The 25,083-nt window shown below is 63.2% G+C and carries 23 protein-coding genes; 18 read left to right on the plus strand and 5 right to left on the minus strand.

The features are described 5' to 3' along the window. The first annotated feature begins 1 nt into the window (after position 1). From LB519_RS23415 to LB519_RS23435, 5 genes are all read left to right on the plus strand, one after another. The gene (locus LB519_RS23415) at positions 2 to 1,099 is read left to right on the plus strand and encodes an ABC transporter ATP-binding protein (protein ID WP_224621312.1); all 1,098 of its coding nucleotides are present in this window, start codon (positions 2 to 4) and stop codon (positions 1,097 to 1,099) included. A 53-nt stretch (positions 1,100 to 1,152) separates the two neighbouring features. Then, positions 1,153 to 1,899 (plus strand): sugar phosphate isomerase/epimerase family protein, encoded by a 747-nt coding sequence (locus tag LB519_RS23420; protein ID WP_224621313.1) that lies wholly within the window; start codon positions 1,153 to 1,155, stop codon positions 1,897 to 1,899. An 11-nt stretch (positions 1,900 to 1,910) separates the two neighbouring features. Further along, positions 1,911 to 3,053, plus strand: a complete 1,143-nt coding sequence (locus LB519_RS23425; protein WP_013529544.1) for a Gfo/Idh/MocA family protein — start codon at positions 1,911 to 1,913, stop codon at positions 3,051 to 3,053. A gap of 122 nt (positions 3,054 to 3,175) precedes the next feature. Further along, the gene (gene mgrA, locus LB519_RS23430; protein ID WP_013529545.1) at positions 3,176 to 4,222 is read left to right on the plus strand and encodes an L-glyceraldehyde 3-phosphate reductase; all 1,047 of its coding nucleotides are present in this window, start codon (positions 3,176 to 3,178) and stop codon (positions 4,220 to 4,222) included. A gap of 194 nt (positions 4,223 to 4,416) precedes the next feature. Next, complete coding sequence (locus LB519_RS23435) at positions 4,417 to 4,821, plus strand: Fur family transcriptional regulator (RefSeq protein WP_013529546.1); 405 nt, start codon at positions 4,417 to 4,419, stop codon at positions 4,819 to 4,821. A 152-nt stretch (positions 4,822 to 4,973) separates the two neighbouring features. Here LB519_RS23435 and polA read toward each other — a convergent pair whose 3' ends face one another. Then, complete coding sequence (gene polA, locus LB519_RS23440) at positions 4,974 to 7,925, minus strand: DNA polymerase I (RefSeq protein ID WP_224621360.1); 2,952 nt, start codon at positions 7,923 to 7,925, stop codon at positions 4,974 to 4,976. Between the two features lie 416 nt (positions 7,926 to 8,341). Here polA and LB519_RS23445 point away from each other — a divergent pair, with 416 nt between their 5' ends. From LB519_RS23445 to LB519_RS23475, 7 genes are all read left to right on the plus strand, one after another. Then, entirely contained in the window at positions 8,342 to 9,727 is a 1,386-nt protein-coding gene (locus LB519_RS23445; protein WP_027161313.1) for a M20/M25/M40 family metallo-hydrolase, read from the plus strand. Positions 9,728 to 9,851: 124 nt separating this feature from the next. After that, the gene (locus tag LB519_RS23450; protein WP_063173099.1) at positions 9,852 to 10,472 is read left to right on the plus strand and encodes a ribonuclease D; all 621 of its coding nucleotides are present in this window, start codon (positions 9,852 to 9,854) and stop codon (positions 10,470 to 10,472) included. 100 nt (positions 10,473 to 10,572) lie between these two features. Continuing rightward, complete coding sequence (locus tag LB519_RS23455) at positions 10,573 to 10,776, plus strand: hypothetical protein (protein ID WP_013529550.1); 204 nt, start codon at positions 10,573 to 10,575, stop codon at positions 10,774 to 10,776. 110 nt (positions 10,777 to 10,886) lie between these two features. Beyond that, on the plus strand, positions 10,887 to 11,141 hold the full coding sequence (locus LB519_RS23460; RefSeq protein WP_013529551.1) for a GlsB/YeaQ/YmgE family stress response membrane protein: 255 nt from the start codon (positions 10,887 to 10,889) through the stop codon (positions 11,139 to 11,141). A 25-nt stretch (positions 11,142 to 11,166) separates the two neighbouring features. After that, positions 11,167 to 11,313, plus strand: a complete 147-nt coding sequence (locus LB519_RS23465) for a hypothetical protein (RefSeq protein WP_013529552.1) — start codon at positions 11,167 to 11,169, stop codon at positions 11,311 to 11,313. Positions 11,314 to 11,331: 18 nt separating this feature from the next. Next, positions 11,332 to 12,246 carry a hypothetical protein gene (locus tag LB519_RS23470; RefSeq protein ID WP_063173799.1) on the plus strand — a complete coding sequence of 305 codons (915 nt, stop codon included), beginning with the start codon at positions 11,332 to 11,334 and terminating at the stop codon, positions 12,244 to 12,246. Between the two features lie 169 nt (positions 12,247 to 12,415). Beyond that, positions 12,416 to 14,683, plus strand: a complete 2,268-nt coding sequence (locus LB519_RS23475) for a transglycosylase domain-containing protein (protein WP_224621314.1) — start codon at positions 12,416 to 12,418, stop codon at positions 14,681 to 14,683. Between the two features lie 9 nt (positions 14,684 to 14,692). Here the strand turns inward: LB519_RS23475 and LB519_RS23480 are convergent, their stop codons facing one another. After that, on the minus strand, positions 14,693 to 15,058 hold the full coding sequence (locus LB519_RS23480; RefSeq protein WP_027161316.1) for a nuclear transport factor 2 family protein: 366 nt from the start codon (positions 15,056 to 15,058) through the stop codon (positions 14,693 to 14,695). A 161-nt stretch (positions 15,059 to 15,219) separates the two neighbouring features. On the opposite strand from LB519_RS23480, the gene LB519_RS23485 reads away from it, so the two are divergent. After that, positions 15,220 to 15,972, plus strand: a complete 753-nt coding sequence (locus LB519_RS23485; protein WP_013529556.1) for an SDR family NAD(P)-dependent oxidoreductase — start codon at positions 15,220 to 15,222, stop codon at positions 15,970 to 15,972. 13 nt (positions 15,973 to 15,985) lie between these two features. On the opposite strand, the gene LB519_RS23490 is transcribed toward LB519_RS23485, so the two are convergent. Beyond that, positions 15,986 to 16,906: a zinc-binding dehydrogenase gene (locus LB519_RS23490; protein ID WP_224621315.1), complete on the minus strand. Its 921-nt coding sequence runs from the start codon at positions 16,904 to 16,906 to the stop codon at positions 15,986 to 15,988. A gap of 137 nt (positions 16,907 to 17,043) precedes the next feature. Here LB519_RS23490 and LB519_RS23495 point away from each other — a divergent pair, with 137 nt between their 5' ends. After that, on the plus strand, positions 17,044 to 17,853 hold the full coding sequence (locus tag LB519_RS23495; protein WP_224621316.1) for an AraC family transcriptional regulator: 810 nt from the start codon (positions 17,044 to 17,046) through the stop codon (positions 17,851 to 17,853). A 70-nt stretch (positions 17,854 to 17,923) separates the two neighbouring features. Here LB519_RS23495 and ybaL read toward each other — a convergent pair whose 3' ends face one another. Together ybaL and LB519_RS23505 are read right to left on the minus strand one after the other, a co-directional pair. Next, positions 17,924 to 19,720 (minus strand): YbaL family putative K(+) efflux transporter, encoded by a 1,797-nt coding sequence (gene ybaL / locus LB519_RS23500; protein WP_224621317.1) that lies wholly within the window; start codon positions 19,718 to 19,720, stop codon positions 17,924 to 17,926. A 219-nt stretch (positions 19,721 to 19,939) separates the two neighbouring features. Beyond that, positions 19,940 to 20,389 (minus strand): host attachment protein, encoded by a 450-nt coding sequence (locus LB519_RS23505; protein ID WP_013529560.1) that lies wholly within the window; start codon positions 20,387 to 20,389, stop codon positions 19,940 to 19,942. A 421-nt stretch (positions 20,390 to 20,810) separates the two neighbouring features. Between LB519_RS23505 and cysG the strand changes: the two genes are divergently transcribed. From cysG to LB519_RS23525, 4 genes are read left to right on the plus strand one after another with little or no spacing between them, the layout of a single operon-like run. Next, positions 20,811 to 22,262, plus strand: a complete 1,452-nt coding sequence (cysG, locus tag LB519_RS23510) for a siroheme synthase CysG (protein ID WP_224621318.1) — start codon at positions 20,811 to 20,813, stop codon at positions 22,260 to 22,262. Continuing rightward, positions 22,259 to 22,552 (plus strand): DUF2849 domain-containing protein, encoded by a 294-nt coding sequence (locus tag LB519_RS23515; protein WP_013529562.1) that lies wholly within the window; start codon positions 22,259 to 22,261, stop codon positions 22,550 to 22,552. The genes cysG and LB519_RS23515 overlap by 4 nt, the downstream gene beginning before the upstream one ends. 43 nt (positions 22,553 to 22,595) lie before the next feature. Then, a complete protein-coding gene (locus tag LB519_RS23520) occupies positions 22,596 to 24,266 on the plus strand; it encodes a nitrite/sulfite reductase (protein WP_013529563.1) in 1,671 nt (556 codons plus the stop codon). Then, the gene (locus LB519_RS23525) at positions 24,241 to 25,005 is read left to right on the plus strand and encodes a phosphoadenylyl-sulfate reductase (protein ID WP_024502838.1); all 765 of its coding nucleotides are present in this window, start codon (positions 24,241 to 24,243) and stop codon (positions 25,003 to 25,005) included. Before LB519_RS23520 ends, LB519_RS23525 begins: the two co-directional genes overlap by 26 nt. The last annotated feature ends 78 nt before the right edge of the window (positions 25,006 to 25,083 follow it).

Genomic DNA, 25,083 nt, shown 5'->3' on the forward strand with positions numbered 1-25,083 from the left:
GATGACGGCAGCCAACGATACCAGCGTTTCGATCCAGGACCTGTCGCTGAATTTCGGCGCGGTGACCGTCCTGGAGACGCTCAATCTGGATGTCGCCGATGGCGAGTTCATCGTGCTGCTCGGGCCGTCCGGCTGCGGCAAGTCGACCTTGCTCAATTGCATTGCCGGCCTGCTCGACGTTTCCGAGGGCCGCATCTTCATCAAGGGCAAGAACGTCACCTGGGAAGAGCCCAAGGACCGCGGCATCGGCATGGTGTTCCAGTCCTATGCGCTCTATCCGCAAATGACGGTGGAGAAGAACCTGTCCTTCGGGCTGCGTGTCGCCGGCACGCCAAAAGAAGAGATCGCCAAGCGGATCACGCGGGCGGCTGAAATCCTGCAGATCGAACCGCTGCTGCAGCGTAAGCCGGCCGCACTTTCCGGCGGCCAGCGCCAGCGCGTCGCCATCGGACGGGCGCTGGTGCGCGATGTCGACGTGTTCCTGTTCGACGAGCCGCTGTCCAATCTCGATGCCAAGCTACGCGCCGAACTGCGCGTCGAGATCAAGCTGCTGCATCGCAAGCTGCAGAACACCATGATCTACGTCACCCACGACCAGATCGAGGCGATGACGCTGGCCGACCGCATCGCGGTGATGAAGGGCGGCGTCATCCAGCAGCTCGATGCGCCGCAGACCATCTACAACCGTCCGGTCAACCGCTTCGTCGCCGGCTTTCTCGGTTCGCCCGCAATGAACTTCATCGATGGCCACCTGGAAGACGCCGACGGCGGCTGGCGGTTCGCGGCCGGGGATATCAAGATCCCGCTCGGCACTTACGACTTTGCCAAGCCTCCGGCTCCCGGCCCCGTCACATTCGGTATCAGGCCCGAGCATGTCAGCCTGAACAGCGGCACCGGCTGGCCGTTCTCGACGGCCGCCAATGTCGAGGTGGTCGAACCCATGGGCTCCGACACGCTGGTCTGGCTGAAGCTTGCCCAGCAGAATTTCAGCGTCCGAGTGACCTCGGAACGCACGCCCAAGAACGACGAGGCGGTGACGCTTGGCTTCGATCCGATGCGCGCCTCGCTTTTCGACACCGCAACCGGCACACGCATCTAGCTTCCGAGAACCAACCTTCCAACGACGATCCCCAAGCAAAACGGACAGAGACGATGAATTGGTCATTCCAACTTTACAGCGCCCGCAATTTCCAACCCTGGGACGGTGTGCTCGCCATGCTCGGCAAGCTCGGCTACGCCCAGGTCGAAGGTTTCGGCGGCGTCTATGATGATCCCCAGGCATTCCGTGCCGAGCTCGACAGGAACGGGCTTGCCATGCCGACTGGGCATTTCTCGATCGACGCGCTCGAGAACGATTTTGACGGCGTGCGCAGAACCGCCGACGCACTCGGTATCACGCTGCTCATCTGCCCTTTCCTGATGCCCGACCAGCGGCCATCCGACGTGGCCGGCTGGCGTGGTTTCGGCGAACGCCTGGCCAAGGTCGGTGATGCCGCGAAAAAGGCCGGCTACGGCTTTGCCTGGCACAATCATGATTTCGAGTTCAAGAAACTTGCCGACGGATCGGTGCCGCAGGACCACATCCTCTCATCCGCGCCCGATGTCAGCTGGGAGATGGACGTTGCCTGGGTAGTGCGCGGCGGCGATGATCCGCTGCCGTGGATCGAGAAACACGGCAAGCGCATCAGCGCCGTCCACGTCAAGGACATGGCCAAGCCCGGCGAGGGGCTGGATGAGGATGGCTGGTCGGATGTCGGCCATGGCACCATCGACTGGGCCGGCCTGATCAAGGTGTTGCGTGCCAGGAGTGCTGCCCAATACTACGTCATGGAACAGGACAACCCCAACGACATCGAGCGTTTCGCCCGCCGCTCCATCGCAGCCGCCAAAACCTATTAGGAGCAATCAGCATGGCAAAGAAACTTGGCATCGGCGTCATCGGCTGCGGCAACATCTCGAAGGCGTATTTTTCGCTGGCGCCGCTGTTCCGCGGCATCGAGATGCGTGCCTGCGCCGACATCAACATGGAGGCGGCCAAGGCGCGGGCGAAGGAGTTCAAGCTGCGCGCCGAAACCGTCGAAGACCTGCTCAAGGCCGACGACATCGACATCATCGTCAATCTGACCATCCCGGCGGTGCACTATGAGGTGTCAAAGCAGATCCTCGACGCCGGCAAGCACGTCTATTCGGAAAAGCCGTTCGTGCTGTCGGTCAAGGAAGGGCTCGACCTTAAGAAGCGGGCGGAGAAAAAGGGTCTGCGCATCGGCTCGGCGCCAGACACTTTCCTCGGCGGCGCGCACCAGCTGGTACGTAACCTGATCGACACCGGCAAGCTTGGCAAGGTCACGAGCGGTACCTGCCATGTCATGGGTCACGGCATGGAGCACTGGCACCCCAATCCGGATTTCTTTTTCCAGCCAGGCGCGGGGCCGGTGCTCGACATCGGACCATATTACATCACCAATCTGATCCAGCTGATCGGGCCGGTGAAGCAGGTCGCGGCCTTCGCCACGACGCCAGCCAAGGAGCGCACGATCAGTTCAAAGCCGCGCGCGGGTGAAAAGATACCGGTCAACACACCGACGACCATCCATGGCCTGCTGGAGTTCGAGAACGGCGCCGTTATCACGCTCAACACCAGCTGGGACGTCTGGGCCCACGGCCACGCGCCGATGGAGCTTTATGGCGAGGCGGGTACGGTGTTTGTGCCGGACCCGAACTTCTTCGGTGGTGACGTTCGCTTCACCGTCGCGGCCAAACCGGTCAAGAAGCTGCCGAACTGGCCGCATCCGTTCGGCGTGCCCAACGAGATGCATTCGCAAGGCATGATGGCCAACTACCGCACGTCAGGCCTTGCCGATATGGCGGTGGCGATCGCGGAAGGCCGGCCGCACCGCTGTTCGATGGAGCTGGCGCTGCACGCCGTCGACGTGATGACCGGCCTGCTGCGTTCCGGCGAAACCGGCAAGTTCGTCGCCATGCAGACCACCTGCGAACGGCCGGCCGCACTTGGCGTCAAGGAAGCCAAGGCGCTTTTGGCGAAGAAGAAATAGGGCAGCACACCTCAACCCTCTCCCCGTTTCGACGGAGAGAGGGTAAGGGTGGGGGGCAGAGCCAACTCGCCGCGTTGTGACGAATGCAGCCGACCGGCTCGTTTCCATTCGAGGATTTTCCGATGCCCTACACGCCCGCCGAAAACCGTTACGAGAAAATGGTCTACAACCGCTGTGGCCGCTCCGGCCTGAAGCTGCCGGCGATCTCGCTGGGCCTGTGGCACAATTTCGGCAACGACACGCCGCATAAGACCAAGCAGGCGATCGCGCGCAAGGCCTTCGACCTCGGCATCACGCATTTCGACCTCGCCAACAATTACGGTCCGCCGCCCGGTTCTGCCGAAACCGCCTTCGGTGAGATACTGCGCACCGACTTCGCTGCCTACCGCGACGAATTGATCATCTCGACCAAGGCCGGCTACCAGATGTGGGCCGGGCCCTACGGCGAATGGGGTGGGCGCAAATACATTCTGGCCAGCCTCGACCAGAGCCTCAAGCGGATGGGGCTCGACTATGTCGATATCTTCTATTCGCACCGTTTCGATCCCGACACGCCGCTGGAAGAAACGATGGGTGCGCTCGACCATGCCGTGCGCTCGGGCAAGGCGCTCTATGCCGGCATCTCGTCCTACAATTCGCAGCGCACGCGCGAGGCGGCCGATATCTTGAAGCAGCTTGGCACGCCTTGCGTCATCCACCAGCCGAGCTATTCGATGCTGAACCGCTGGGTGGAGGAAGACGGCTTGCTCGACACGCTCGAAGGGCTCGGCGTTGGCTCCATCGTGTTCTCGCCGCTGGCGCAAGGCATGCTGACGGACAAGTATCTCGGCGGCATTCCGGACGGCAGCCGTGCGTCGCAGGGCAAGTCGCTGAAGACAGCCTTCATCAACGACAAGACCATCGCCAACATCAAGGCGCTCGACGCCATCGCCGGCAGGCGCGGACAGACGCTGGCGCAGATGGCGCTGGCCTGGGTGCTGCGCAAGGGGAGGGTGACCTCGGCACTGATCGGCGCCAGCCGGCCGGAGCAGGTCGAGGACTGCGTCGGCGCGCTCAAGGCGCTCGACTTCAGCGATGCCGAACTCGCCGAGATCGACACCTACGCGCGCGAATCCGACATCAATCTGTGGGCGGCTTCTGCCGAGCGCAAAGGCCCGCCGAGGAAATAGGTCCGCTCGATAAGCCGGCAAAGCGAAAAACGGCGGGCAACCTGCCTGTTGCCCCGCTCCGATCGATGTTCTCGGCCGCCTTGCGGGCAGAATGCTGGAAACAGTAGCAAAAATGCCTGTTCGTCGCTATCTGGATGGGACATGGATCGTTTGTGCGCGGCGCAAGCGACGCAAGGCGAGTTGGAAACAGGATCATGGCGGCAAGGGATGTGCTGACGAAAAACCAGCTGTGCGTGCTCGAGAAACTCGAGACCGCCAGCGGACCGCTCAGTGCCTACACCTTGCTCGACCAATTGCGCGAGCGCGGTTTTCGCGCACCGCTCCAGGTCTATCGCGCGCTCGACACGCTGGTGAAGTCAGGTTTCGTGCATCGGCTTGAAAGCATCAATTCCTTCGTCGCCTGCGCCGAGCCGCATGACCACAGCCATTCGATGACTGCCTTCGCCATTTGCGACACATGCGGGCAGGTCACCGAGATGTCCGACCACGATGTCGGCCACAGCTTGGACGAATGGGTGCGCTCCACCGGCTTCGCCGCCAAGAAGGCGGTGATCGAGTTTCGCGGGACATGTGCCAAGTGTTTGGCTGAGGCGGCTTGAGGTGAGTTGAGATTCAGATGATGCCGGCCTGCAAATGGCGGCTTCCTGCCGCTTCCGGTGCTCACGTACGAAAAGTACGCTCCGCTCCGGTTCTCGGAATCCACCATTTTCGGCTCGGCCTGATCTGAATCTCAACACACCTTGCGTTGGTGCTAATGCGCCTCGTCCCAATTGTTGGCGGCGCGCGCGTCGACATGCAGCGGCACCGACATCGAGACCGCCGGCATCGCCGCGTTTTCCGTGACATGACGCACGACCGGGATCGTCGCCTCGACTTCCGCCTCGACGGTCTCGAAGATCAGCTCGTCATGCACCTGCAGCAGCATGCGTGCCGAAAGGCCTGCTTTTTCCAGCGCCTCCTCCATGCGGATCATGGCACGGCGGATGATGTCGGCGGCGGTGCCTTGCAGGCGGGCATTGATCGAGGCGCGTTCGTTGAAGGCGCGGAGCGAGGGGTTGGACGATCTTATGTCGGGGTAATGGATGCGGCGGCCGAAGATCGTTTCGACAAAGCCGTGCTCGCGGGCATAGGCCTTGGTCTCCTCGATGTAATCGCGGATGCCGGGGAAGCGCTCGAAATATTTCTTGATGTAGTTGCCGGCTTCCTCGCGCGGGATCGACAGCTGGTTGGCGAGACCGAAGGCCGAAATGCCGTAGATGATGCCGAAATTGATCGCCTTGGCGCGGCGGCGAACCTCCGAGGGCATGCCTTCGACCGGCACGTTGAACATCTCCGACGCGGTGATGGCGTGGATGTCGGCGCCGTCGGCGAAAGCCTGCCGCAGTTGCGGGATCTCGGCGACATGGGCGAGCACCCGCAATTCGATCTGGCTGTAGTCGGCCGAGACCAGCCGATGGCTCTTGTCGGTGATGAAGGCGGTCCTGATCTTGCGGCCCTCGGCGGTGCGCACCGGGATGTTCTGCAGGTTCGGATCGGAGGATGACAGGCGTCCCGTCGTCGTAGCGGCCAACGCGTAGGAGGTGTGGACGCGCTTGGTGTCGGGGTGGATGAAGCCGGGCAGCGCATCGGTATAGGTCGATTTCAGCTTGGTCAGCTGGCGCCAGTCGACGATCTTGCGCGGCAGTTCGTGACCTTCGGCAGCGAGATCTTCGAGAAGCTGCGCCGAGGTCGACCACTGGCCGGTCTTGGTCTTCGAACCGCCGGGCAGGCCCATGCGCCCGAACAGGATGTCGCCGAGCTGCTTTGGCGAACCGATGTTGATGCGTTCGCCGATGAGCTGGTAGATTTCCTCTTCGAGGCGAGCGGCGCCCTGCGCCAATTCGCCGGAGAGCCGCGACAGGATCTGCCTGTCGACCGAGATGCCGCGCTGTTCCATGCGCGCCAGCACCGGCACCAGCGGCCGCTCCAGCCGCTCATAGACAGACACCAGGCCCTTGGCGGCAAGCCGCGGTTTCAGCACCAGCCAGAGCCGCAGCGTGACATCGGCCTCTTCGGCGGCATGAGCGGTCGCCTTGTCGATGTCGACCTGATCGAAACCGACCGAGCTTTTGCCCGAGCCGGTCACGTCCTTGAGCTGAAGAGGGGTATGACCGAGCCACTTTTCGGCAAGCGCATCCATGCCGTGACCATGGGGCGTACCGGCATCGAGCACGTAGGAGATCAGCATGGTGTCGTCGAACGGTGCGACATCGATGCCGTAGCGGCTCACGATGACAAGATCGTATTTCAGGTTCTGCGCGATCTTGAGAACCGATCTGTCTTCGAGCAGCGGTTTCAGCACCGCCAGCGCCTCGCGCAGCGGAATCTGGTTTTCGAGCGCGCCACCACCGAGCAGGTCGCCATTGCCGCTCATGTGGGCGAAGGGAATGTAGGCGGCGCGTCCGGGAGCCGTGGCGATAGCCATGCCGATCAGTTCGGCCTGCATCGGATCGGCGGATGTCGCCCTGACGTCGAAGGCGGCGATGCCAGCCTCCCGTGCCTCAGCCACCCAGGCTTTCAGGGTCGAGACATCGCGAATGCAATGATAGGCAGAAATATCGATCTTGCCGGTGGCCGCGCGCTCCAGCCTTAGTGCCGCGAGCAGGGAGGGGGTATCGCCTTGTTTTGACGTCTCCGCCGTCCCGCCGGCTTCGTCCGGTTCAGTGCCAGGCGCGTTCCGGGCAACCGGCGGCAACCCGGCCCCAACATCCGGGCCATGAGCATGATCGGCGCGTTCGACGGTGACCGCGACGGCCTGGACGTCGCCGGCCTCGGTGCTGGTCGCTTCCGCGACACGGCGGGTCAGCGAGGTGAATTCCATGGTCTTGAGGAAACCGATCAGCTTCGGGCCGTCGGGCGCGTGCAGGACGAAATCCTCCAGACCCTCGGTCACCGGTACGTCGTTCATCAGCGTCACCAGCTGACGAGAAATGCGCGCCTTGTCGGCGTTGGCGATGATCGATTCCCGGCGCTTGTCCTGCTTGATCTCGCCGGCCCGGGCTAGCAGCGTGTCGAGGTCACCGAACTGTTCGAGCAGTTGCGCCGCCGTCTTCGGCCCGATGCCGGGCACACCAGGCACATTGTCGACCGAATCGCCGGTCAGTGCCTGCAGGTCGACCATCTTCTCCGGCGGCACGCCCCATTTCTCGATGACCTCCGGAATTCCGATCTGGCGGTCCTTCATCGGGTCGTACATGGCGACCGTATCGCCAACCAGTTGCATCAAATCCTTATCGGAGGAGATGATGGTGGTATCGCCGCCGGCTTCGCAGGCGAGCCTCGCATAGGTGGCGATCAGATCGTCAGCCTCGTAGCCTTCGATCTCGACGCAGGGCAGGTTGAACGCCCTGGTCGCCTGGCGGATCAGGCCGAATTGCGGGATCAAATCTTCCGGCGGTGCCGAGCGGTTGGCCTTGTATTCGGGGTAGAGGTCGTTGCGGAAGGTTTTTGACGAATAGTCGAAAATGACGGCGAAATGCGTCGGCACGATGCCTACATCGGTATTGCGGGCGTCGAGCATCAGCTTCCACAGCATGTTACAGAAGCCGGAAACGGCGCCGACCGGCAGGCCGTCGGATTTGCGGGTCAGCGGCGGCAGCGCGTGATAGGCACGGAAGATGTAGCCGGAGCCGTCGACAAGGAAGAGATGATCGCCTTTTTTCATGCCGGCAGGGATAGCGCGGCGCGGCGGCTTGGTCCATGCCAAAGGCAGCCTCGACTATCGGTTCCGGCAACACCCTGACAGATCGCCGTCACCCTGCTCACGCCCATGTTACAAAACTGTAATTTTCGTGCCCTTGAATCGCCACGTTCAGAGACCCAAATACACGTCATCGGCAGTTTTCGCCGAGTCCGGAGCAAGGCCCGTCCCCCGCCTATCCCGGACACCTGCGGCAGCCTATCCCCCCTCTCCGGGCTGCCGCATCGTTTCGAGTAGAAGGCCGCCGTGGTTCCCCCTCCACCACGGCGGTCTTTTTTTGCCTCGGAGAGACGTTTGCAGCCCGTGGTCCAATGATCGCGGGCTTTTCGTTTTCCCGTCATGCCTTTACGGTTCCGGTTCTGAATCGAAAGGCTTCACATATGTCCGCAGTTTCCCCCGTCCTCGACCGTCTCGACAAGAATCTCGACCAGAGCCTCGAGCGCCTGTTCGGCTTGCTCAGGATCAAGTCCATCTCCACCGATCCAGCCTATGCCGCCGACTGCCGCAAGGCGGCGGAATGGCTGGTGGCCGAACTCGAGCTGATCGGCTTCGACGCTAGCGTTCGCGACACGCCCGGCCACCCGATGGTGGTTGCGCACCATGACGGCCCGGCCGGTTCGCCGCATGTGCTGTTTTACGGCCATTATGACGTTCAGCCGGTCGACCCGATCGAATTGTGGGAAAGCGATCCGTTCGCGCCTGCTGTCAAGGAGGTCGGGCCGGACCACAAGGTGATCGTCGGTCGGGGGTCGGCCGACGACAAGGGCCAGTTGATGACCTTCGTCGAGGCTTGCCGCGCCTGGAAACAGGTGCATGGCAATCTACCTTGCCGCATCACCATCCTGTTCGAGGGCGAGGAGGAATCCGGTTCGCCTTCGCTGAAGCCGTTCCTCGAGGCCAATGCCGACGAACTCAAGGCCGATTTCGCGCTGGTCTGCGATACCGGCATGTGGGATCGCGACACGCCGTCGATCTGCGTCGGATTGCGCGGGCTGGTGGGTGAGGAGATCACGGTGAAGGCCGCCGACCGCGACCTGCATTCGGGCCTCTATGGTGGTGCCGCCGCCAACCCGATCCGCATCCTGGCCAGGGTGCTGGCCGATATCCACGACAAGGACGGCCACATCACCATTCCCGGCTTCTATGATGGCGTCGAGGAAACGCCGTCGCAGATCCTGAAATCATGGGAGACGCTCGGCGAGACTGCCGAGACGTTCCTGGGACCGGTCGGCCTGTCGATCCCGTCGGGCGAAAAGGGCCGCTCCGTGCTGGAATTGACCTGGGCGCGGCCGACGGCCGAGTTCAACGGCATCATCGGCGGCTATACCGGTAAGGGCTTCAAGACGGTGATCGCGGCCGAAGCCTCGGCGAAGGTCTCGTTTCGCCTCGTCCACAAGCAGGACCCGAAAAAAATCCGGGCCGCGTTCCAGAAGTTCGTCAAGGAGCGCATTCCGGCCGACTGTTCCGTCGAATTCCATCCGCATGGCGGCTCGCCGGCAATCCAGCTTTCCTACGACTCGCCCTTCCTGGCCAAGGCCAAGAATGCGCTGTCCGACGAATGGCCGAAGCCGGCGGTTACGACGGGCAGCGGCGGCTCCATTCCGGTTGTCGGCGATTTCCAGACCTATCTCGGCATGGAATCGCTGCTGGTCGGGTTCGGCCTCGACGACGACCGCATCCACTCGCCCAACGAGAAATACGAGCTCAGCTCCTTCCACAAGGGCCAGCGCTCGTGGGCGCGGATTCTCGATGCCTTGACGCGCTGAGCAGCGGAACCCCTGTTTTCCTGTTGATTTTTCAGCCGATCGCGGCGAGGACGGGCCACAAGATAAAGCGCTGCAGCATCCCCTGCGGGTCAGGGGGCACTGTAGGGCTCGACCGGAGAAGACAATGGCCGATATCCGTTTCCATAAAAACGACCTGCCCGACCTCTCGCACTACAATGTCGGGGCAGTGGCCATCGACACCGAAACGCTCGGGCTCAATCCGCATCGCGACCGGCTGTGCGTGGTGCAGATTTCGCCTGGCGACGGCAGCGCCGACGTCATCCAGATCGCGCCCGGCCAGAAGAAGGCGCCGAACCTCGTCAGCCTGCTGAGGAACCGCGGCGTAACCAAGCTGTTCCACTACGGCCGCTTCGATCTTGCCGTTCTCTACAATGCGTTCGGCGTCATGCCGGAGCCGGTGTTCTGCACCAAGATCGCCTCGCGGCTCACCCGCACCTACACCGACCGCCACGGGCTCAAGGACATCTGCTTCGAGCTTCTCGGCGTCGGGCTGTCCAAGGCGCAGCAATCGTCGGACTGGGCGGCCGAGACGCTGTCGCCCGAACAGCTCGAATATGCGGCTTCCGACGTGCTCTATCTGCACCGGTTGCGCGATGTACTGGCCGGACGGCTGGCGCGCGATGGGCGGACCAAGGAGGCCGATGCCTGCTTCCGCTTCCTGCCGACGCGTGCCAAGCTTGACCTGATGGGCTGGGGCGAAGAGGATATCTTCGCCCATAGCTGAGGGCCGTTGGCGCGCTCCGCGGGCCGGTGACCGTTTGGAACCGGATACAGGCCGTCGCGTTCTGTCGGCTCAGTTTGTCGGTGCAATTGGGGATAATGACATGGCGGACAGAAAGCCGATTGCGACCGCGCCGACAGACGGCTCCAAGGTCTCCGTGACCTGGAAGGACAGCGACGGCGTCATCAACGAATCCATCGCGCAATATCGCGACGACGGCTGGTGGGTCTATATCGACAGTCACACGCAAAAGAAGGTCGAGCCGACCAGCTGGCGCCCTGCCGCAAGCGACGACGACGATCAATAAGCGCGCCGCTGGTGAGGCCGGCTGCTTTCGAATAGCCTGAAGCCGTTGATATCGAGGCCGATTCGGGGCTTTCCGGTCCGCGGTCGCCCTCTTGCTCGGAGGAAATCGCTATGGGTGTCGAAAGCCTGCTCGTCTTCATCATCATCGGTGCCATCGCCGGCTGGCTCGCCGGTCTCATCGTTTCCGGCTTCGGCTTCGGCCTGATCGGCAACATCATCGTGGGCATCGTCGGTGCGTTCATCGCCGGCTGGCTGTTTCCGCGGATCGGCTTTTCCATCGGCGGCGGCACTCTCGCCGCGATCATCCATGCCACGATCGGCGCCATCATCCTGCTGGTGCTGGTCAAGGTTCTGAAACGAGCCTGAGGCTCGACAACGCAAAGAGCGCGCCATGAAACAGAATACGCTCTATCTCGTCATCGGCGCGCTCGTCGTCGTGGTCATCGCGCTCGGCATCTATGTCTATCGCGAGCAGACCAAACCCAAGGGCGTCGAGCTCAAGATCGACGACAAGGGCATTTCGATCCAGCAGAACTAAGCTATGCGGGGGCGCGACATGGTTGCTTCTGACGCCCCGGAAGACGTCGATCGGCCCCCGATCACCGTGGCGGAATGGGAGAGGCTGAACAGGCCGCCAAGGCGCGAGGCGCTGCTGCGCTATCGTTGGCGGGTGTTTCGCTTTCTGAGGACATCCGCACCGGTCAGCGAATTGCAGGGGCAAGAGCAGGTGTTCCGCGATGCGGTCGTCGCCACCGTGGCCTTCAACCGGCCCGAAATGATCGAATGGCAGATCCACCTGGTACGCCGATACCTGGCCGAGCACGAAAGCTACATCGTTTTCGACAACAGCAACAAGGGCGAGGCAAGGGAAGCAATCCGCGATCTCTGCCGTCGCCAGCATGTCCCCTATGTCGCATTGCCGAAGAACAGGCTGGTCGTCAGCAGATCGCACGGTCAAGCGCTCAACTGGATCGTGCGGAATTTCTTGCCCAGGTTCGGGCCGAAGCTGTTCGGCTTCATCGATCATGACATCTTTCCGACTGAACCGTTTTCGATCCGCGCCCGGATGGAGGGCAAAAGCCTCTACGGCAGCGTGCGGCGCGATACGCCGACGCCAGGCGGCTGGTTCCTGTGGCCCGGCTTCTGTTTTTTCGACGGAAGCTTGTTGCGGCGACGACTGGATTTCGCCCCGAGCTACAAGTTTCATATGGATTCCGGCGGTGGCAACTGGCCTGTGCTCTACAGGTCGATCGATCCGGCGCTGATTCGATTCGCTGAAAACAAATCGCTTCGCTTCGGCGCCGGACATGATCAATCCGAGGATTTTTTCATGATTGTCGATGGCTGGCTGCACGTCACGAACGCCTCGAACTGGAGGCGACAGCCGGTCGACAGGGGCGAACACATTGTCGCGCTGTTGCGGCAAGCCGGCGGTCCCGACCAGCCGGATGTGAAGTTCGAGCCCATCTGAACGAGACAGCGAACAGCGTGGCGTCAGTAACCTGCAAAGAGCAGACGCTGGCCTTTTTGGCTGCCCAACCCCAAGGCCGGCATTCGAACACGACTTAACCCGCCCTTAAATCGCCGCATCTACTCTTCAACCCGAACGCCATAGGCATCGGGGACATCAAGCACAGCGCATGGCGAACCGCAGAGACAGTCGCATCGAACCCAGTTTCGAGGGGCCGCCGCAGGCGCGGTCCTCGGCGGGTCTTTCGGTGAACGAGGAGGATCGCGTCGTGCCGAGCAATCGCAAAGCCTCCGCAAAACGCAAGCCGGCCAAAGGGAAATCGTCGCGGGTCAAGCGCGGCAGAAGCCGGCGCGGCCTGTTCGGCGTGCTCGGCCGGCTATTCTACTGGTGCTTCGTGCTCGCCATCTGGGGCGGCATCGCCGTGGCCGGCATCGTCATCTACTACGGTGCCAAGATGCCGGCGGCGACGACCTGGTCGATTCCCGACCGCGCCCCCAACATCAAGATCGTCTCGGCAGATGGCCAATTGCTCGCCAATCGCGGCATGAGCGGCGGCGAGGCGGTCGGCCTGCACGAAATGTCGCCCTATATCCCGGAAGCCGTCATCGCCATCGAAGATCGGCGCTTCTACTCGCATTTCGGCATCGACCCGATCGGGCTTTCCCGCGCGATGGTCACCAATGTGCTTGGCGGGCATTTCTCGCAGGGTGGCTCGACGCTGACCCAGCAATTGGCCAAGAACCTGTTCCTGACACCCGACCGCACGCTGGAGCGCAAGGTGCAGGAAGTGCTGCTGGCGCTATGGCTGGAGCACAAGCACACCAAGGACCAGATCCTCGAAATGTACCTGAACCGGGTCTATTTCGGCTCTGGCGCCTATGGCGTCGAAGCCGCCTCGCGCCGCTATTTCGGCAAGAGCGCGCGCGACGTCACCCTGTCGGAAGCCGCATTGCTTGCCGGCCTGCTGAAGGCGCCGTCGCGGCTGTCGCCGGCACGCGATCCCAAGGCCGCCGAGGAACGCTCACAGCTGGTGCTTGCCGCCATGCGCGACGAGGGCAAGATCAGCGCCAAGGAACTGACCTCGGCGATGAGCGCGCCGGCAACGCGTGCGCCTTCCTATTGGACCGGCTCGGAGAATTACGTCGCCGATACCATCATGGAGGAACTGCCCGACCTGATCGGCGACGTACGCGGCGATATCGTCATCGACAGCACCGTCGACCTGAACCTGCAGAAGCTCGCCGAGCAATCGATCCGCAGGCTGATCGACGACAGCGGCAAGAAACTCAACGTCAGCCAGGGCGCCCTGGTGTCGATCGACGATTCCGGTGCGGTGCGCGCCATGGTCGGCGGCTACGACTATTCGACCAGCCAGTTCGACCGTGCTTCGGAGGCACGTCGCCAGCCGGGCTCGGCATTCAAGCCGTTCGTCTATATGGCCGCTCTTGAAGCCGGCCGCACGCCCGACAGCATCCGCAACGATGCGCCGATCAAGATCGGCAACTGGACGCCCGACAATTACGGCGGCAAGTATTTCGGCAAGGTGACGCTGGCCACCGCGCTGGCCAAGTCTTTGAATTCGGTGGCAGCGCAGCTGACCATGGAGGTCGGGCCGAACGCGGTTGTCGAGGCGGCGCATCGCATGGGCATCCAGTCCGACCTGACAGCCAACACCTCGATCGCGCTCGGCACTTCGGAAGTGACGCCGCTGGAGTTGACATCGGCCTATGTCCCCTTTGCCAATGGCGGCTACAAGCCCGACATCCATTTCATCCGGCGCGTGACGACCACCGAGGGCAAAGTGCTTTACGACAGCGGCGGCGGCAGCGCGCCGCGCGTCGTCAAGCCTGAGATCGTCGGCATGATGAACTCGATGATGACGGGCACGGTTGAGATCGGCACTGCCCGGAAAGCGGCTTTCGCCTGGCCATCGGCCGGCAAGACCGGCACCAGTCAGAATTCGCGCGACGCCTGGTTCGTCGGCTACACCGCCAATCTCACCACCGGTGTGTGGTTCGGCAATGATGATGGCAGCCCGATGAAGAAGGTCACCGGCGGCGCACTGCCGGCGCAGGCCTGGCACGAGTTCATGGTTGCGGCCCACGAGGGTGTGCCGGTGCGGCCGCTGCCCGGCACCTGGAAGTCGACGCCGGCCGACACAATCGTCCCCGACGAGATACCCTCGGCGAACAACACGGCGCCGGTTCCGTCCACGTCGGTCGGTCAGCAGGCACCAGCGCGGCCAGCAGCGCCGGTTGCCCAAGCGCCAGCGCCGGTCCGCGCGGCTCGTCCCGCCCAAACCGTCGATGCCGATGGCCTTTCCATGCCGGAGGATGACGGCGCCACCGCGTCGATCAAGCACCCGGTGCCGCCAGGCGACGTTGGCGGCCCGCGCAAGAAGCGGCAGACCTCGATCCTCGACCTCCTTGGCGGCTGAGTAGACCTGCTAATTCGCCTTTGGTTTGGCGCTGCCCAGCTTCTTGCTGTCAAAGGTCAGTTTGTCGCTGTGAATTTTGCCGTCGCTGATGGTGAGGTGCTTGGCGCAGGAAAGCGCGCCGGACGACTCTGTCATCAAGTCATACATTAGCAGCGCCTGGTGGTCGTCTCCGAAGGCCGCGATCATGCGCACACCGGTCACATCCTGTGAAAGTTTGGTCAGGCCCTCGAGGTAGGGGGCCTTGCCAGTCGACTGTTGCATCGGCCCATCAAAAACGACGTCGTCGGCGACATAGGATGCTGCCTTTTCGAGGTCGTGTCCTGTCCACGCTTTGGTGAAGGCGGTGGCGATGTCGAGGGGTGCTGTCTGTGTCATGACTTTGTCCTGATAGATTGATTCAGAACCCCGCACCCTTTCCGCATTCAAGGACCAACGGCGAGCCGGCTTCCCGGTTCCTCCTTTGAGGTGAATGGTGACATTTCGGCCTCTCGCCACCTCGGCGGCGTTCGGCTACATCTGCCGGCTGGAGACCTGAAATGACTGAGCTCGACACCCGAAAGACCATCGTGCTGACCGGCGCCAGCCGCGGCATCGGCCACGCCACCGTCAAGCGTTTTTCGCGCGAGGGCTGGCGCGTCATCACCTGCTCCAGGCAGGCTTTCGCCGAGGACTGCCCGTGGCCGGCCGGGCCGGAAGACCACATCAAGGTCGATCTCGCCGATCAGGAGGATGTCGGCATCGCCGTCTCCGAAATTCGCCACCGGCTGGAAGCGCATGGCGGCCAGTTGCATGCGCTGGTCAACAATGCCGGCATTTCGCCGAAGCTCAAGGACGGCAACAGCCGCATGAATTCGATCGACACGCCGATGCATGTCTGGCGCGACGTGTTCCAGGTCAATTTCTTCGCGCCGATCATGCTGGCGCGCGGGCTGTTCAAGGAACTGGCGGCGGCCAAGGGCTCGATCGTCAACGTAACCTCGATCGCCGGAACCCGCGTGCATCCTTTCGCCGGCACGGCCTACGCGACATCGAAGGCGGCACTCGGCTCGCTGACGCGCGAGATGGCGCATGATTTCGGTCCGCACGGCATCCGCGTCAACGCGATTGCGCCGGGCGAAATCGATACCGCGATCCTGTCGCCGGGCACGGACAAGATCGTCGAGACCATTCCTCTCAGGCGCCTTGGCACCACGGCCGAAGTCGCCGACATCATCTTTTTCCTATGCTCGCAGCAGGCGTCGTATGTGACTGGCTCGGAAATCCACATCAATGGCGGCCAGCACGTGTGACAAAACAGGATGCTCATCCTGTTATGGTGAGAACAGCCTTGCCGCTGAGGCTGCGCTGGCGCAGTGCGTCCAGCGCTTGAGCGACGTCTGTCCACGGCGCCGTCAAGGCCACGCGCGTTTCGAGCCGGCCGGCTGCGACCAGAGCGAGCAGTGAGGCGATGTCCTCGCCGATGCCTGGACCAGACGTGTAGTACGCAAAAGTCTGAAGCCTTGCCCCTTCATGATCCGGAACGAACTGGCGGAATCCGACGGGCGTCAGCTCGCCGCTGCTCGAACCGAACATGACGATGGTCCCGCCAGGTGCGATACGTTCGATCGCGCGTGCGAGGCTTTGGCCGCCGACCGACTCGGTGACCAGCGAGAACGGCCCCTCGGCCAGATCGATCGCTTCGACAACCTGCTCGGCTCCCAGACCGCGGAGATCGTCGGCGTGCCGGGCCGCGGCGATTGCCGTCACCGAGGCGCCTTGCTCGCGGGCGATCTGGATCTGAAAACGGCCGACCGCTCCGCTTGCACCGGTGATCAAGACCTGCTGGCCGGCGAGGTCGCCGCCATGGCGTAGAGTCCTTAGTGCCGTCGTACCGGCGACAGGAAGCGTGGCTGCGGAAACGAAACTGACGTCATCCGGCAGGACGGCGAGACGGTCGATTGGGACTGCGATGCGTTCGGCCCAACCGGCCTCGTCGACCAAAGCAACAACCCGGGCGCCGACGGCTGGCCCGGAACCATCGGCTGCTCTTCGTTCGACAATCCCCGCGATGTCCTGGCCGGGTATCCAGCCCTCGGGGCGTATGGCAAGCAGGCGCAGTTCGCCCCGGTTCAACGAAGTTGCGTGGACAGAGACAAGCGCTTCGTTCGAAGCCGGTTGAGGCTCGGCGATGTCGGCGAGCCTCAACCCGGTCGCGCTTTCGGGAGAGATGACCAGGGCGAGCATGGCGTACCTTGTTGCTGGCTTGTCGGTGCCAGCTTGCTGTGGAAAGCACGGCAAGCTGAGTACGAGCCGGAGCTTATCGACTTTCGCTGTTAAAGAATTTAGCTATCGTGGCGTTTAATCGCTAATAACAGTCAACCATGAGACAACCCCTCAGCTACCCCTGGCTCGATCTCGATGTGGATGACCCTGCCGCGCCGGCGATTGTCGTGCGCGTCGACATCCCCGAGACCAGAGCGGAAGTCCCCGCCCATCGGCACCGCAAAGGCCAACTCGTCTTCGCACTCGGCGGTGGCGTCACATGCCGCGTTCCAAGCGGTCTATGGATGGTGCCGCCGCATTGCGGGGTGTGGATCCCCGGCGGCATGGAGCACAGCAATGTCGCAACCGCCAACGCCCGGATTTTTTTCGTCTACATAGAGCCGGGAGCCGCCGATCTGCCGGAGCGGTGCTGCACGTTTTCAATCTCGCCCCTGCTGCGCGAATTGATCATCGAGCTTTCCGATCGGGTGGAGGGTGACGGGGCGAGGGGCGAACTCTTGACCAAGATGCTGCTCACCGAATTGCCACGCATGCCTGTCCAGCAATTGCACCTGCCGATCTCGTCCGAGCCACGCTTGAACAGGATCGCCGAAGCGTTGGCGCAAGATCCTGCCGACCGCAGCACACTGGCGGAATGGGCCAACCGCATCGCGCTCAGCGAGAGCAGCCTCGCCCGCCTTGTGGCAAAGGAGACGGGGCTGAGTTTCGGGCGCTGGCGCCAGCAATTGCACTTGATCGTTGCAATTCGGGAACTGGCTTCCGGCAAGAGTGTCCAGCAGGTCTCGGGCGATCTCGGCTATGGTTCCGTTACGGCCTTCATCACCATGTTCAAGAAGGCGCTTGGGAAGCCGCCGGCCAAATACCTCAGCGGTATCGCGCAAAATGGCGGCTCTGCATTCGTGGCGTGATGCTCGCTTGAAAGGGTGGTCGAGCCGATCACGTTGCCAGCGTGCGAGAGTGCAGCTTGGGCTTTGGGACTCAGGCCACCGACGGCTCGGCGGTTTCGCGCCTCAACTCCGGTTTGGAACCGAGAACTTCTTCCACAATCCCGCGCGCAATCTCGCGCTCGCCCATGATCACCGTATCGGCGCCCAAACCCTTGAGATGTTCGACCTCGGCATCGGAATGGGCACGGGCGATGACATTGATAGCGGGATTGGCGGCGCGCGCGCGGAGCACGATCTGGCCGGCTTCGAAGGCATTGGGGATCGCAAGGATCAGCCGGCTGGCGCCCTCGGGGTTGGCGGCGGCGAACACTTCGGCATTGGCCGCATTGCCGGCGACGGTCTCGACGCTGTCCGCTTTCAGTTTCGCCAGCGTCTTGTCGGCGTCCTCGATAACCAGGAAGGGCAGTGCCGCGTCTTTCAGCGCCGAGCCGACCAGGCCACCGACACGGCCGTAGCCGATCAGGATGGCATGGCCGGTGAGTGCCGTCCTAGGCGGCGGCCCGTCCTCCTTTTTCATCGTTGCCGCGACAGAGGCTACCTGGCCCGGCTCCGTCGCTGGACCAACCGGTTTTGCCTCGACCGGTGGTGCCGTCCTGGCGGCGCGTCGTTCCAGCCACGGCTTCATCCAGTCGATGGCCAGGAACATCAGCGGGTTGAGGACGATCGACAGGATCGCACCGGCCAGAATGAGGTCGCGGCCCTGTTCCGGCAGCAGCTTCAGCCCGACGCCGAGTTCAGCCAGGATGAAGGAGAACTCGCCGATCTGGGCGAGGCTTGCCGAGATTATCAGCGCCGTGGCGATGGGATAGCCGAAGGCAACAACGATGGCGAACGCGGCCAGTGATTTGCCGATGACGATGATGGCGAGCGTCGCCAGGATCGGCCAACCATTGCTGATCAGGCTGAACGGGTCGAACAGCATGCCGACCGAGACGAAGAACAGCACGGAGAAGGCATCGCGCAGCGGCAGCGATTCTTCCGCCGCGCGGTGGCTGAGTTCGGATTCGCTCATGATCATGCCGGCGAAGAAGGCGCCCAGCGCCAGCGAGACACCGAACAGTTTGGCCGCACCGAAGGCGACGCCGAGCGCGATGGCCAGAACCGCCAGCCGGAACAGTTCGCGCGAGCCGGTATGGGCGACATAGTGCAGGATCCAGGGAATGACCCGGCGGCCGACCACCAGCATGACGATGACGAAAGCGGTGACCTTGGCCAGTGTGATGCCGACGACGCCCCAGATGCCGTAGCTGGCCGGCAGCGACAGCAGGCCGCTGGCATGGGCGTCGGCCTGCTCCTGGCCGCCGAGCACGCCAGCGAGCGCCGGCAGCAGCACCAGCGCCAGCACCATGGCCAGATCCTCGACGATCAGCCAGCCGACGGCGATGCGGCCGCGCTCGGTCTCGATCATCCGCCGTTCCTGCAGGGCACGCAGCAGCACCACGGTCGAGGCGACCGACAACGCCAGGCCGAACACCAGCCCCGCGCCCATCGACCAGCCGAGCATCCAGGCAAGACCAGCGCCAAGCGCGGTGGCAAAGCCGATCTGGACGATGGCGCCCGGCACGGCGATGGCACGCACCGACAGCAGATCCTTGAGCGAGAAGTGCAGCCCGACGCCGAACATCAGCAAGATGACGCCGATTTCGGCCAGTTCGTTGGCAAGCCCGGCATCGGCGACGAAGCCGGGCGTGTTCGGCCCGACCAGCACGCCGGCTATGAGATAACCGACCAGGGGCGGAATGCGGAAGCGGTTGGCGAGAGCCCCGAAGACGAAAGCCAGCCCCAGACCGGCGACGATGGTGGCGATAAGGGGCGTGTCATGCGGCATTGTCTATGGAGCGCCTTTCAAGTCAGCGATGTTGGATGAGCGCCGCCCAAGGCCGCCGCCTGTTTGCAATATGGTGGATGGTATGTCGGCGATGCAACCCGCAAAGCCGTGAAATCGACGGCGCTGCCGCGAAAATTTGACAGGCAGCTGAGAAAGCTGCCGGCCGGATCGGAATTTGTGCGGAGCTATTCGTCTCGATTCGTCAGGGCCGATCGATGATCAGGCTGCCCGCAGCAAGGCCTCGATTTCCGGTATGGCATGGTTGGTCAATGTCTTGGGAATTTCGGCGGTCACCTTGTCCCCGACCTCCTTGTGCAGCTTTTTGCGCATTGTCCCAAGCACCACCGGCGGCGCGACGAGCACGATCTCGCTGAACTCGCCGTCATGCGCGAGCTTGTAGAGCCGGGCGGCGATTTCATCGGCAAAACGCTCCTTGCCGATGCGGTGCCAGTCCGTATCCTCGACTGCGCTGCGGTGTACGGAGGGACCATCACTGTATCGGCCGGGGCTGTCACTGCCTTGCTCGCGGGTGGGCGGGTTGTCCTGCTGCATTTCCTGCACCACCTCGAGATTCGGATATTTGTTGTCACCGGCGTTCCTGAGGAAAAGCGCCTTCTCGCCATCGGCCACGATCACCCAGATACCGTGCTTGAGTATGATTGTGTTCATGATGACAGGGCTCCTTTTTAGCCGCGTGGCGACCTTTAGTTGGCATTCCGCAGCCGGATTTCGATCCGACATGACGGGCCTTTTGAGAACGCACCTCGAGCCGGTAATGTTCCAGTCGGCAGCCAAGTCGGCGTCGGACATTCTGGCTATCCCGAGGTCGCGACTTTAATCTACTAACTTGGTAGAATTTAGAAAAAACAGTTTTGCGGCTTTTCTCGCCGGGCGCTAAAAGAGCTACAAATCAAGGCCTGCGACAGCAGCTTGAATCCGCTCTATCTGTAAATGAGAAATATTTTTCTCTTGGCCGGGATGCTTTCAGAAAAGCAATTGCATCCCGATAAGGGATGCGCGAGTGCGTTCCTTCTGGTTTCTCGCGCTCGCGCGTAGAACTGCAAGCTCATTGAGGATTCCGCTCGCGTCCATGTCGCACACTGCTCCCAAGCTCAACGCCTTCCCCGTGTTCATGCGGGTTGAGGGCGAAGCTGTGGCCATCGTCGGGGGCGGCGAAGAGGCGCTGGCCAAGGCGCGGCTGATGGGACAGTCGAGCGCGGTCCTGCGGATCGTCGCGGAACACGCCGAGCCCGACCTGCTCGCCTTCGTCGCCCAGGCCGGCGCGACGCATTTTGCCGCGGCTTACGAGGCGTCGCAGCTCGAAGGCGCGGTCATGGTGTTTGCCGCCAGCGGCGACGAGGAACTCGACCGCCGGGTGGCCGCGGATGCGCGCCGCCTAGGCATTCCGGTCAATGCCGTCGATCGGCCTGAGCTTTGCGATTTCTTCACCCCGGCGCTGGTCAACCGCGCGCCGGTGGCCATCGCCATCGGCACCGAGGGTGCAGGCCCGGTGCTTGCCCAGATGTTGCGCGGCCGCATCGACCGCATGCTGTCGCCGTCGCTCGGGCCGCTGGCAATTCTTGCAGCTTCGTTTCGCGGGGCTGCCGAGAAGCTGCTGCCGAGAGGCAATGCCCGCCGCCGCTTCTGGCATGATTTCTTCTCTGGCGCTCCTGCGCGCGCGGCTGAAGCCGGCCAGCTTTCGCAGGCGCATGACGCCGCCGTCGATCTTCTGCTGTCGAACACGCCCGCTTGCGGTCACATCGCGCTGGTTGGCGCCGGTCCGGGCGCCGAGGATCTATTGACCTTGCGAGCCCATCGTCTGCTGATGGAAGCCGATGTCATCGTCCATGACGCCCTTGTGCCCGAGGCGGTCGTTGCCATGGGTCGCCGCGATGCCGAGCGCCTGCCGGTCGGAAAGCGCAAGGGCTGCCACACCAAGAGCCAGGCTGAGATCAATGCGCTGCTGGTCGAGCTTGGCCGTGAAGGCAAGCGTGTCGTGCGGCTGAAGTCGGGCGATCCGCTGGTGTTCGGCCGGGCCGGCGAAGAGATGGCGGCACTTCGCGACGCCGGCATCGCCTATGAGGTGGTCCCGGGCGTCACCGCGGCCTTTGCCGCCGCCGCCGATTTCGAACTGCCGCTGACCTTGCGCGGTGTCTCCTCGTCGATGGTGTTCACCACCGGCCACGACCTCAAGGGCAATTCGCTGCCCGACTGGGCCAAGCTCGCGATTTCCGGCGCCACCGTCGCCGTCTATATGGGCCGCTCGGTGGCGGCCGAGGTTGCCGGGCGGCTGATCGAGGCCGGCCTGTCGCCGGACACTGCGGTGGCCGTGGTCGAGAATGCCAGCCTCGCCAACCGGCGGCGCTTCCACGGCACGCTTGCCGACCTGCCGTCGCTGGAAGCGCGCGCCGATCTTTCCGGCCCGGTCATGACCATCATCGGCGATGCGGTCGCCGGCGCCAACTTTGAACGGTCCGAGCCGCTGGCGGCACACAGGCATGAAGGCGCGTCCAGTTCGGTCGCCGAAGGAGTTCAGCAATGAAGATACTGACCGCCAACCGCCTCACCGACGGCATCGCCGTCTGGTACGCCGATGGCGGCTGGGCCGAGACGGTGGATCATGCCGACCTCGCCCATGACAAGGCAGCCGATGACAGGCTCGAGGCGATCGGCGCCAAGGCCTATGCTGCCAACGAAGTGGTCGACGTCAATTTGATCGACGCTGAAGTCGTCAACGGCGTCGTCCAGCCGGTGCGGCTGCGCGAGAAGATCCGCGCCGCCGGCCCGACCATCCGCAACGATCTCGGCAAGCAGGCTGCGCGGGCAGCATAACCAAGACACCAGGCATGGGCGGACGCGCCCTGAAAGACCAAGCATGTACCGTTACGATGAGTTCGACCACGATTTTGTCCAGGCCCGCGTCGCCGAGTTCAGCGACCAGGTGCAGCGCCGTCTTGCCGGCGAGATCACCGAGGACCAGTTCCGGCCATTGAGGCTGATGAACGGCGTCTATCTGCAGCTGCATGCCTACATGCTGCGCATCGCGGTGCCCTATGGCACGCTGAACGGCAAGCAGCTGCGCATGCTCGGCCACATCGCCCGCAAATACGACAAGGGCTACGGCCATTTCACCACGCGCCAGAACATCCAGTTCAACTGGCCGGCGCTGTCGGACATTCCGGCGATCCTGGCCGATCTCGCAAGCGTCGAGATGCATGCCATCCAGACCAGCGGCAATTGCATTCGCAACGTCACCGCCGACCACTTCGCCGGCGCTGCCGCCGACGAGGTCGCCGATCCGCGTCCCTACGCGGAAATCCTGCGCCAGTGGTCGTCGGTGCATCCGGAATTCTCGTTCCTGCCGCGCAAGTTCAAGATCGCGGTGACGGGGGCCGAGCGCGACCGCGCCGCCATCCAGACCCACGACATCGGCCTGCACCTGAAGAAGAACGCCGCCGGCGAACTCGGTTTCGCCGTCTATATCGGCGGCGGCCAAGGCCGCACGCCAATGGTTGCCCGCAAAATCCGCGACTTCCTGCCGGAAGCCGACCTTTTGTCCTACTGCACGGCGATCCTGCGCGTTTACAACCTCTATGGCCGCCGCGACAACAAGTACAAGGCGCGCATCAAGATCCTCGTCCATGAGACCGGCGTCGAGGAGATCACCCGCCAAATCGAGGCCGAGTGGCAAGAGTTGAAAGACGCCCAGCTGAAGCTGCCGGAAGCCGATATCCGCGCCATCGAGGCCTATTTCGCGCCACCGGCACTCGCTGAGCGGCCGGAAGGCGACCAGGCGGTCAAGCTGGCGCGGCTCGATTCCAAGGGGTTCTCGGAGTGGCTCGACCAGAATGTCGTGACGCACCGCCATCCCGATTATGCGGCTGTGACGATCTCGCTGAAGGGCATCGGCGAGGTGCCCGGCGACGCCTCGGACAGCCAGATGGACGCAATCGCCGACATCGCCGAGACATATGGCTTTGACGAGCTGCGTGTCAGCCATGAGCAGAACCTGATCCTGCCGCATGTGGCCCGCGCCGACCTCAAGGCGGTCTATGATGCGCTGGTCGGCATCGGCCTGGCGACGGCCAATTCCAACCTGATATCGGACATCATCGCTTGCCCGGGCCTCGACTACTGCGCGCTGGCCACGGCGCGCTCGATCCCGATCGCGCAGGAAATCTCGCGCCGCTTCGCCTCGCTTGAGCGGCAGCGCGAGATCGGCGAACTGAAGCTGAAGATCTCCGGCTGCATCAACGCCTGCGGTCATCACCATGTCGGCCACATCGGCATCCTCGGCGTCGAGAAGAAGGGCTCCGAACTCTATCAGGTGACGCTGGGCGGCTCGGCCGACGAGAACACCTCGGTCGGCGAGATCATCGGCCGCGGCTTCTCTTCGGAAGAGATCACCGACGCCATCGAACAGATCGTCGAGACCTATCTCGGCCTTCGGCTCGACCCACAAGAGAAATTCATCGACGCCTACCGCCGAGTCGGTCCCGCGCCGTTCAAGGAGGCGCTCTATGCTGGCGAAGCCAAGGCCGCTTGACCGTATTGGAGACGTCGATGACGGCATCGCCGCCAAAGCGGCAGGGCTCGATGCGCTCTATGGTCATCTGAAGCCGCTCGAGATCATCGAACGCTCGGCCCGCGAACTGTTCCTCGACGAGATCGCGGCGGTGTCGTCGTTCGGCGCGGATTCGGCTGTGCTGCTGCACATGATCGCCAAGATCGACCGGACCCTGCCGGTCATCTTCCTCGACACCGGCAAGCATTTCGAGGAGACGCTCGGCTATCGCGATGCGCTTGCCGCCGATTTCGGGCTGACCAACATAAGGGTGATCAAACCCGAGGAAGCAGCACTCGAACGGATCGATCCGACGGGCAATCTGCACCAAAGCGATACCGATGCCTGCTGCGACGTGCGCAAGGTGGAGCCGCTGGCGCGCGGTGTCGCGCCATTTCGTGCCTGGCTCACTGGCCGCAAGCGTTTTCAGGCCGCGACGCGGGCAGCGCTGCCGGTGTTCGAGGCGGTCGGGCCGCGCATCCGCATCAATCCGCTGGCGCATTGGACGACATCGGATCAGGCCGACTATATGCGCGCGCATGCGCTGCGCGAAAATCCGCTGGTCGCTTATGGCTATCTGTCGATCGGCTGCTTTCCGTGCACGCAGCCGGTGCAGCCGGGCGAGGACGCGCGCAGCGGCCGCTGGGCCGGTCATGCCAAGACCGAGTGCGGCATTCACCTGTCGGGGCTGGAGAAGTCGCTGACCGACGCATCCCTTTAGGATATGCTGATATTCAGGTGGGGCTGGCCTGCAAACGGCGGCTTCCTGCGCTTCCGGTGCTCACGTACTTCAAGTACG

Source organism: Mesorhizobium sp. AD1-1 (assembly GCF_020164655.1).
GTDB classification, from domain to species: domain Bacteria; phylum Pseudomonadota; class Alphaproteobacteria; order Rhizobiales; family Rhizobiaceae; genus Mesorhizobium; species Mesorhizobium ciceri.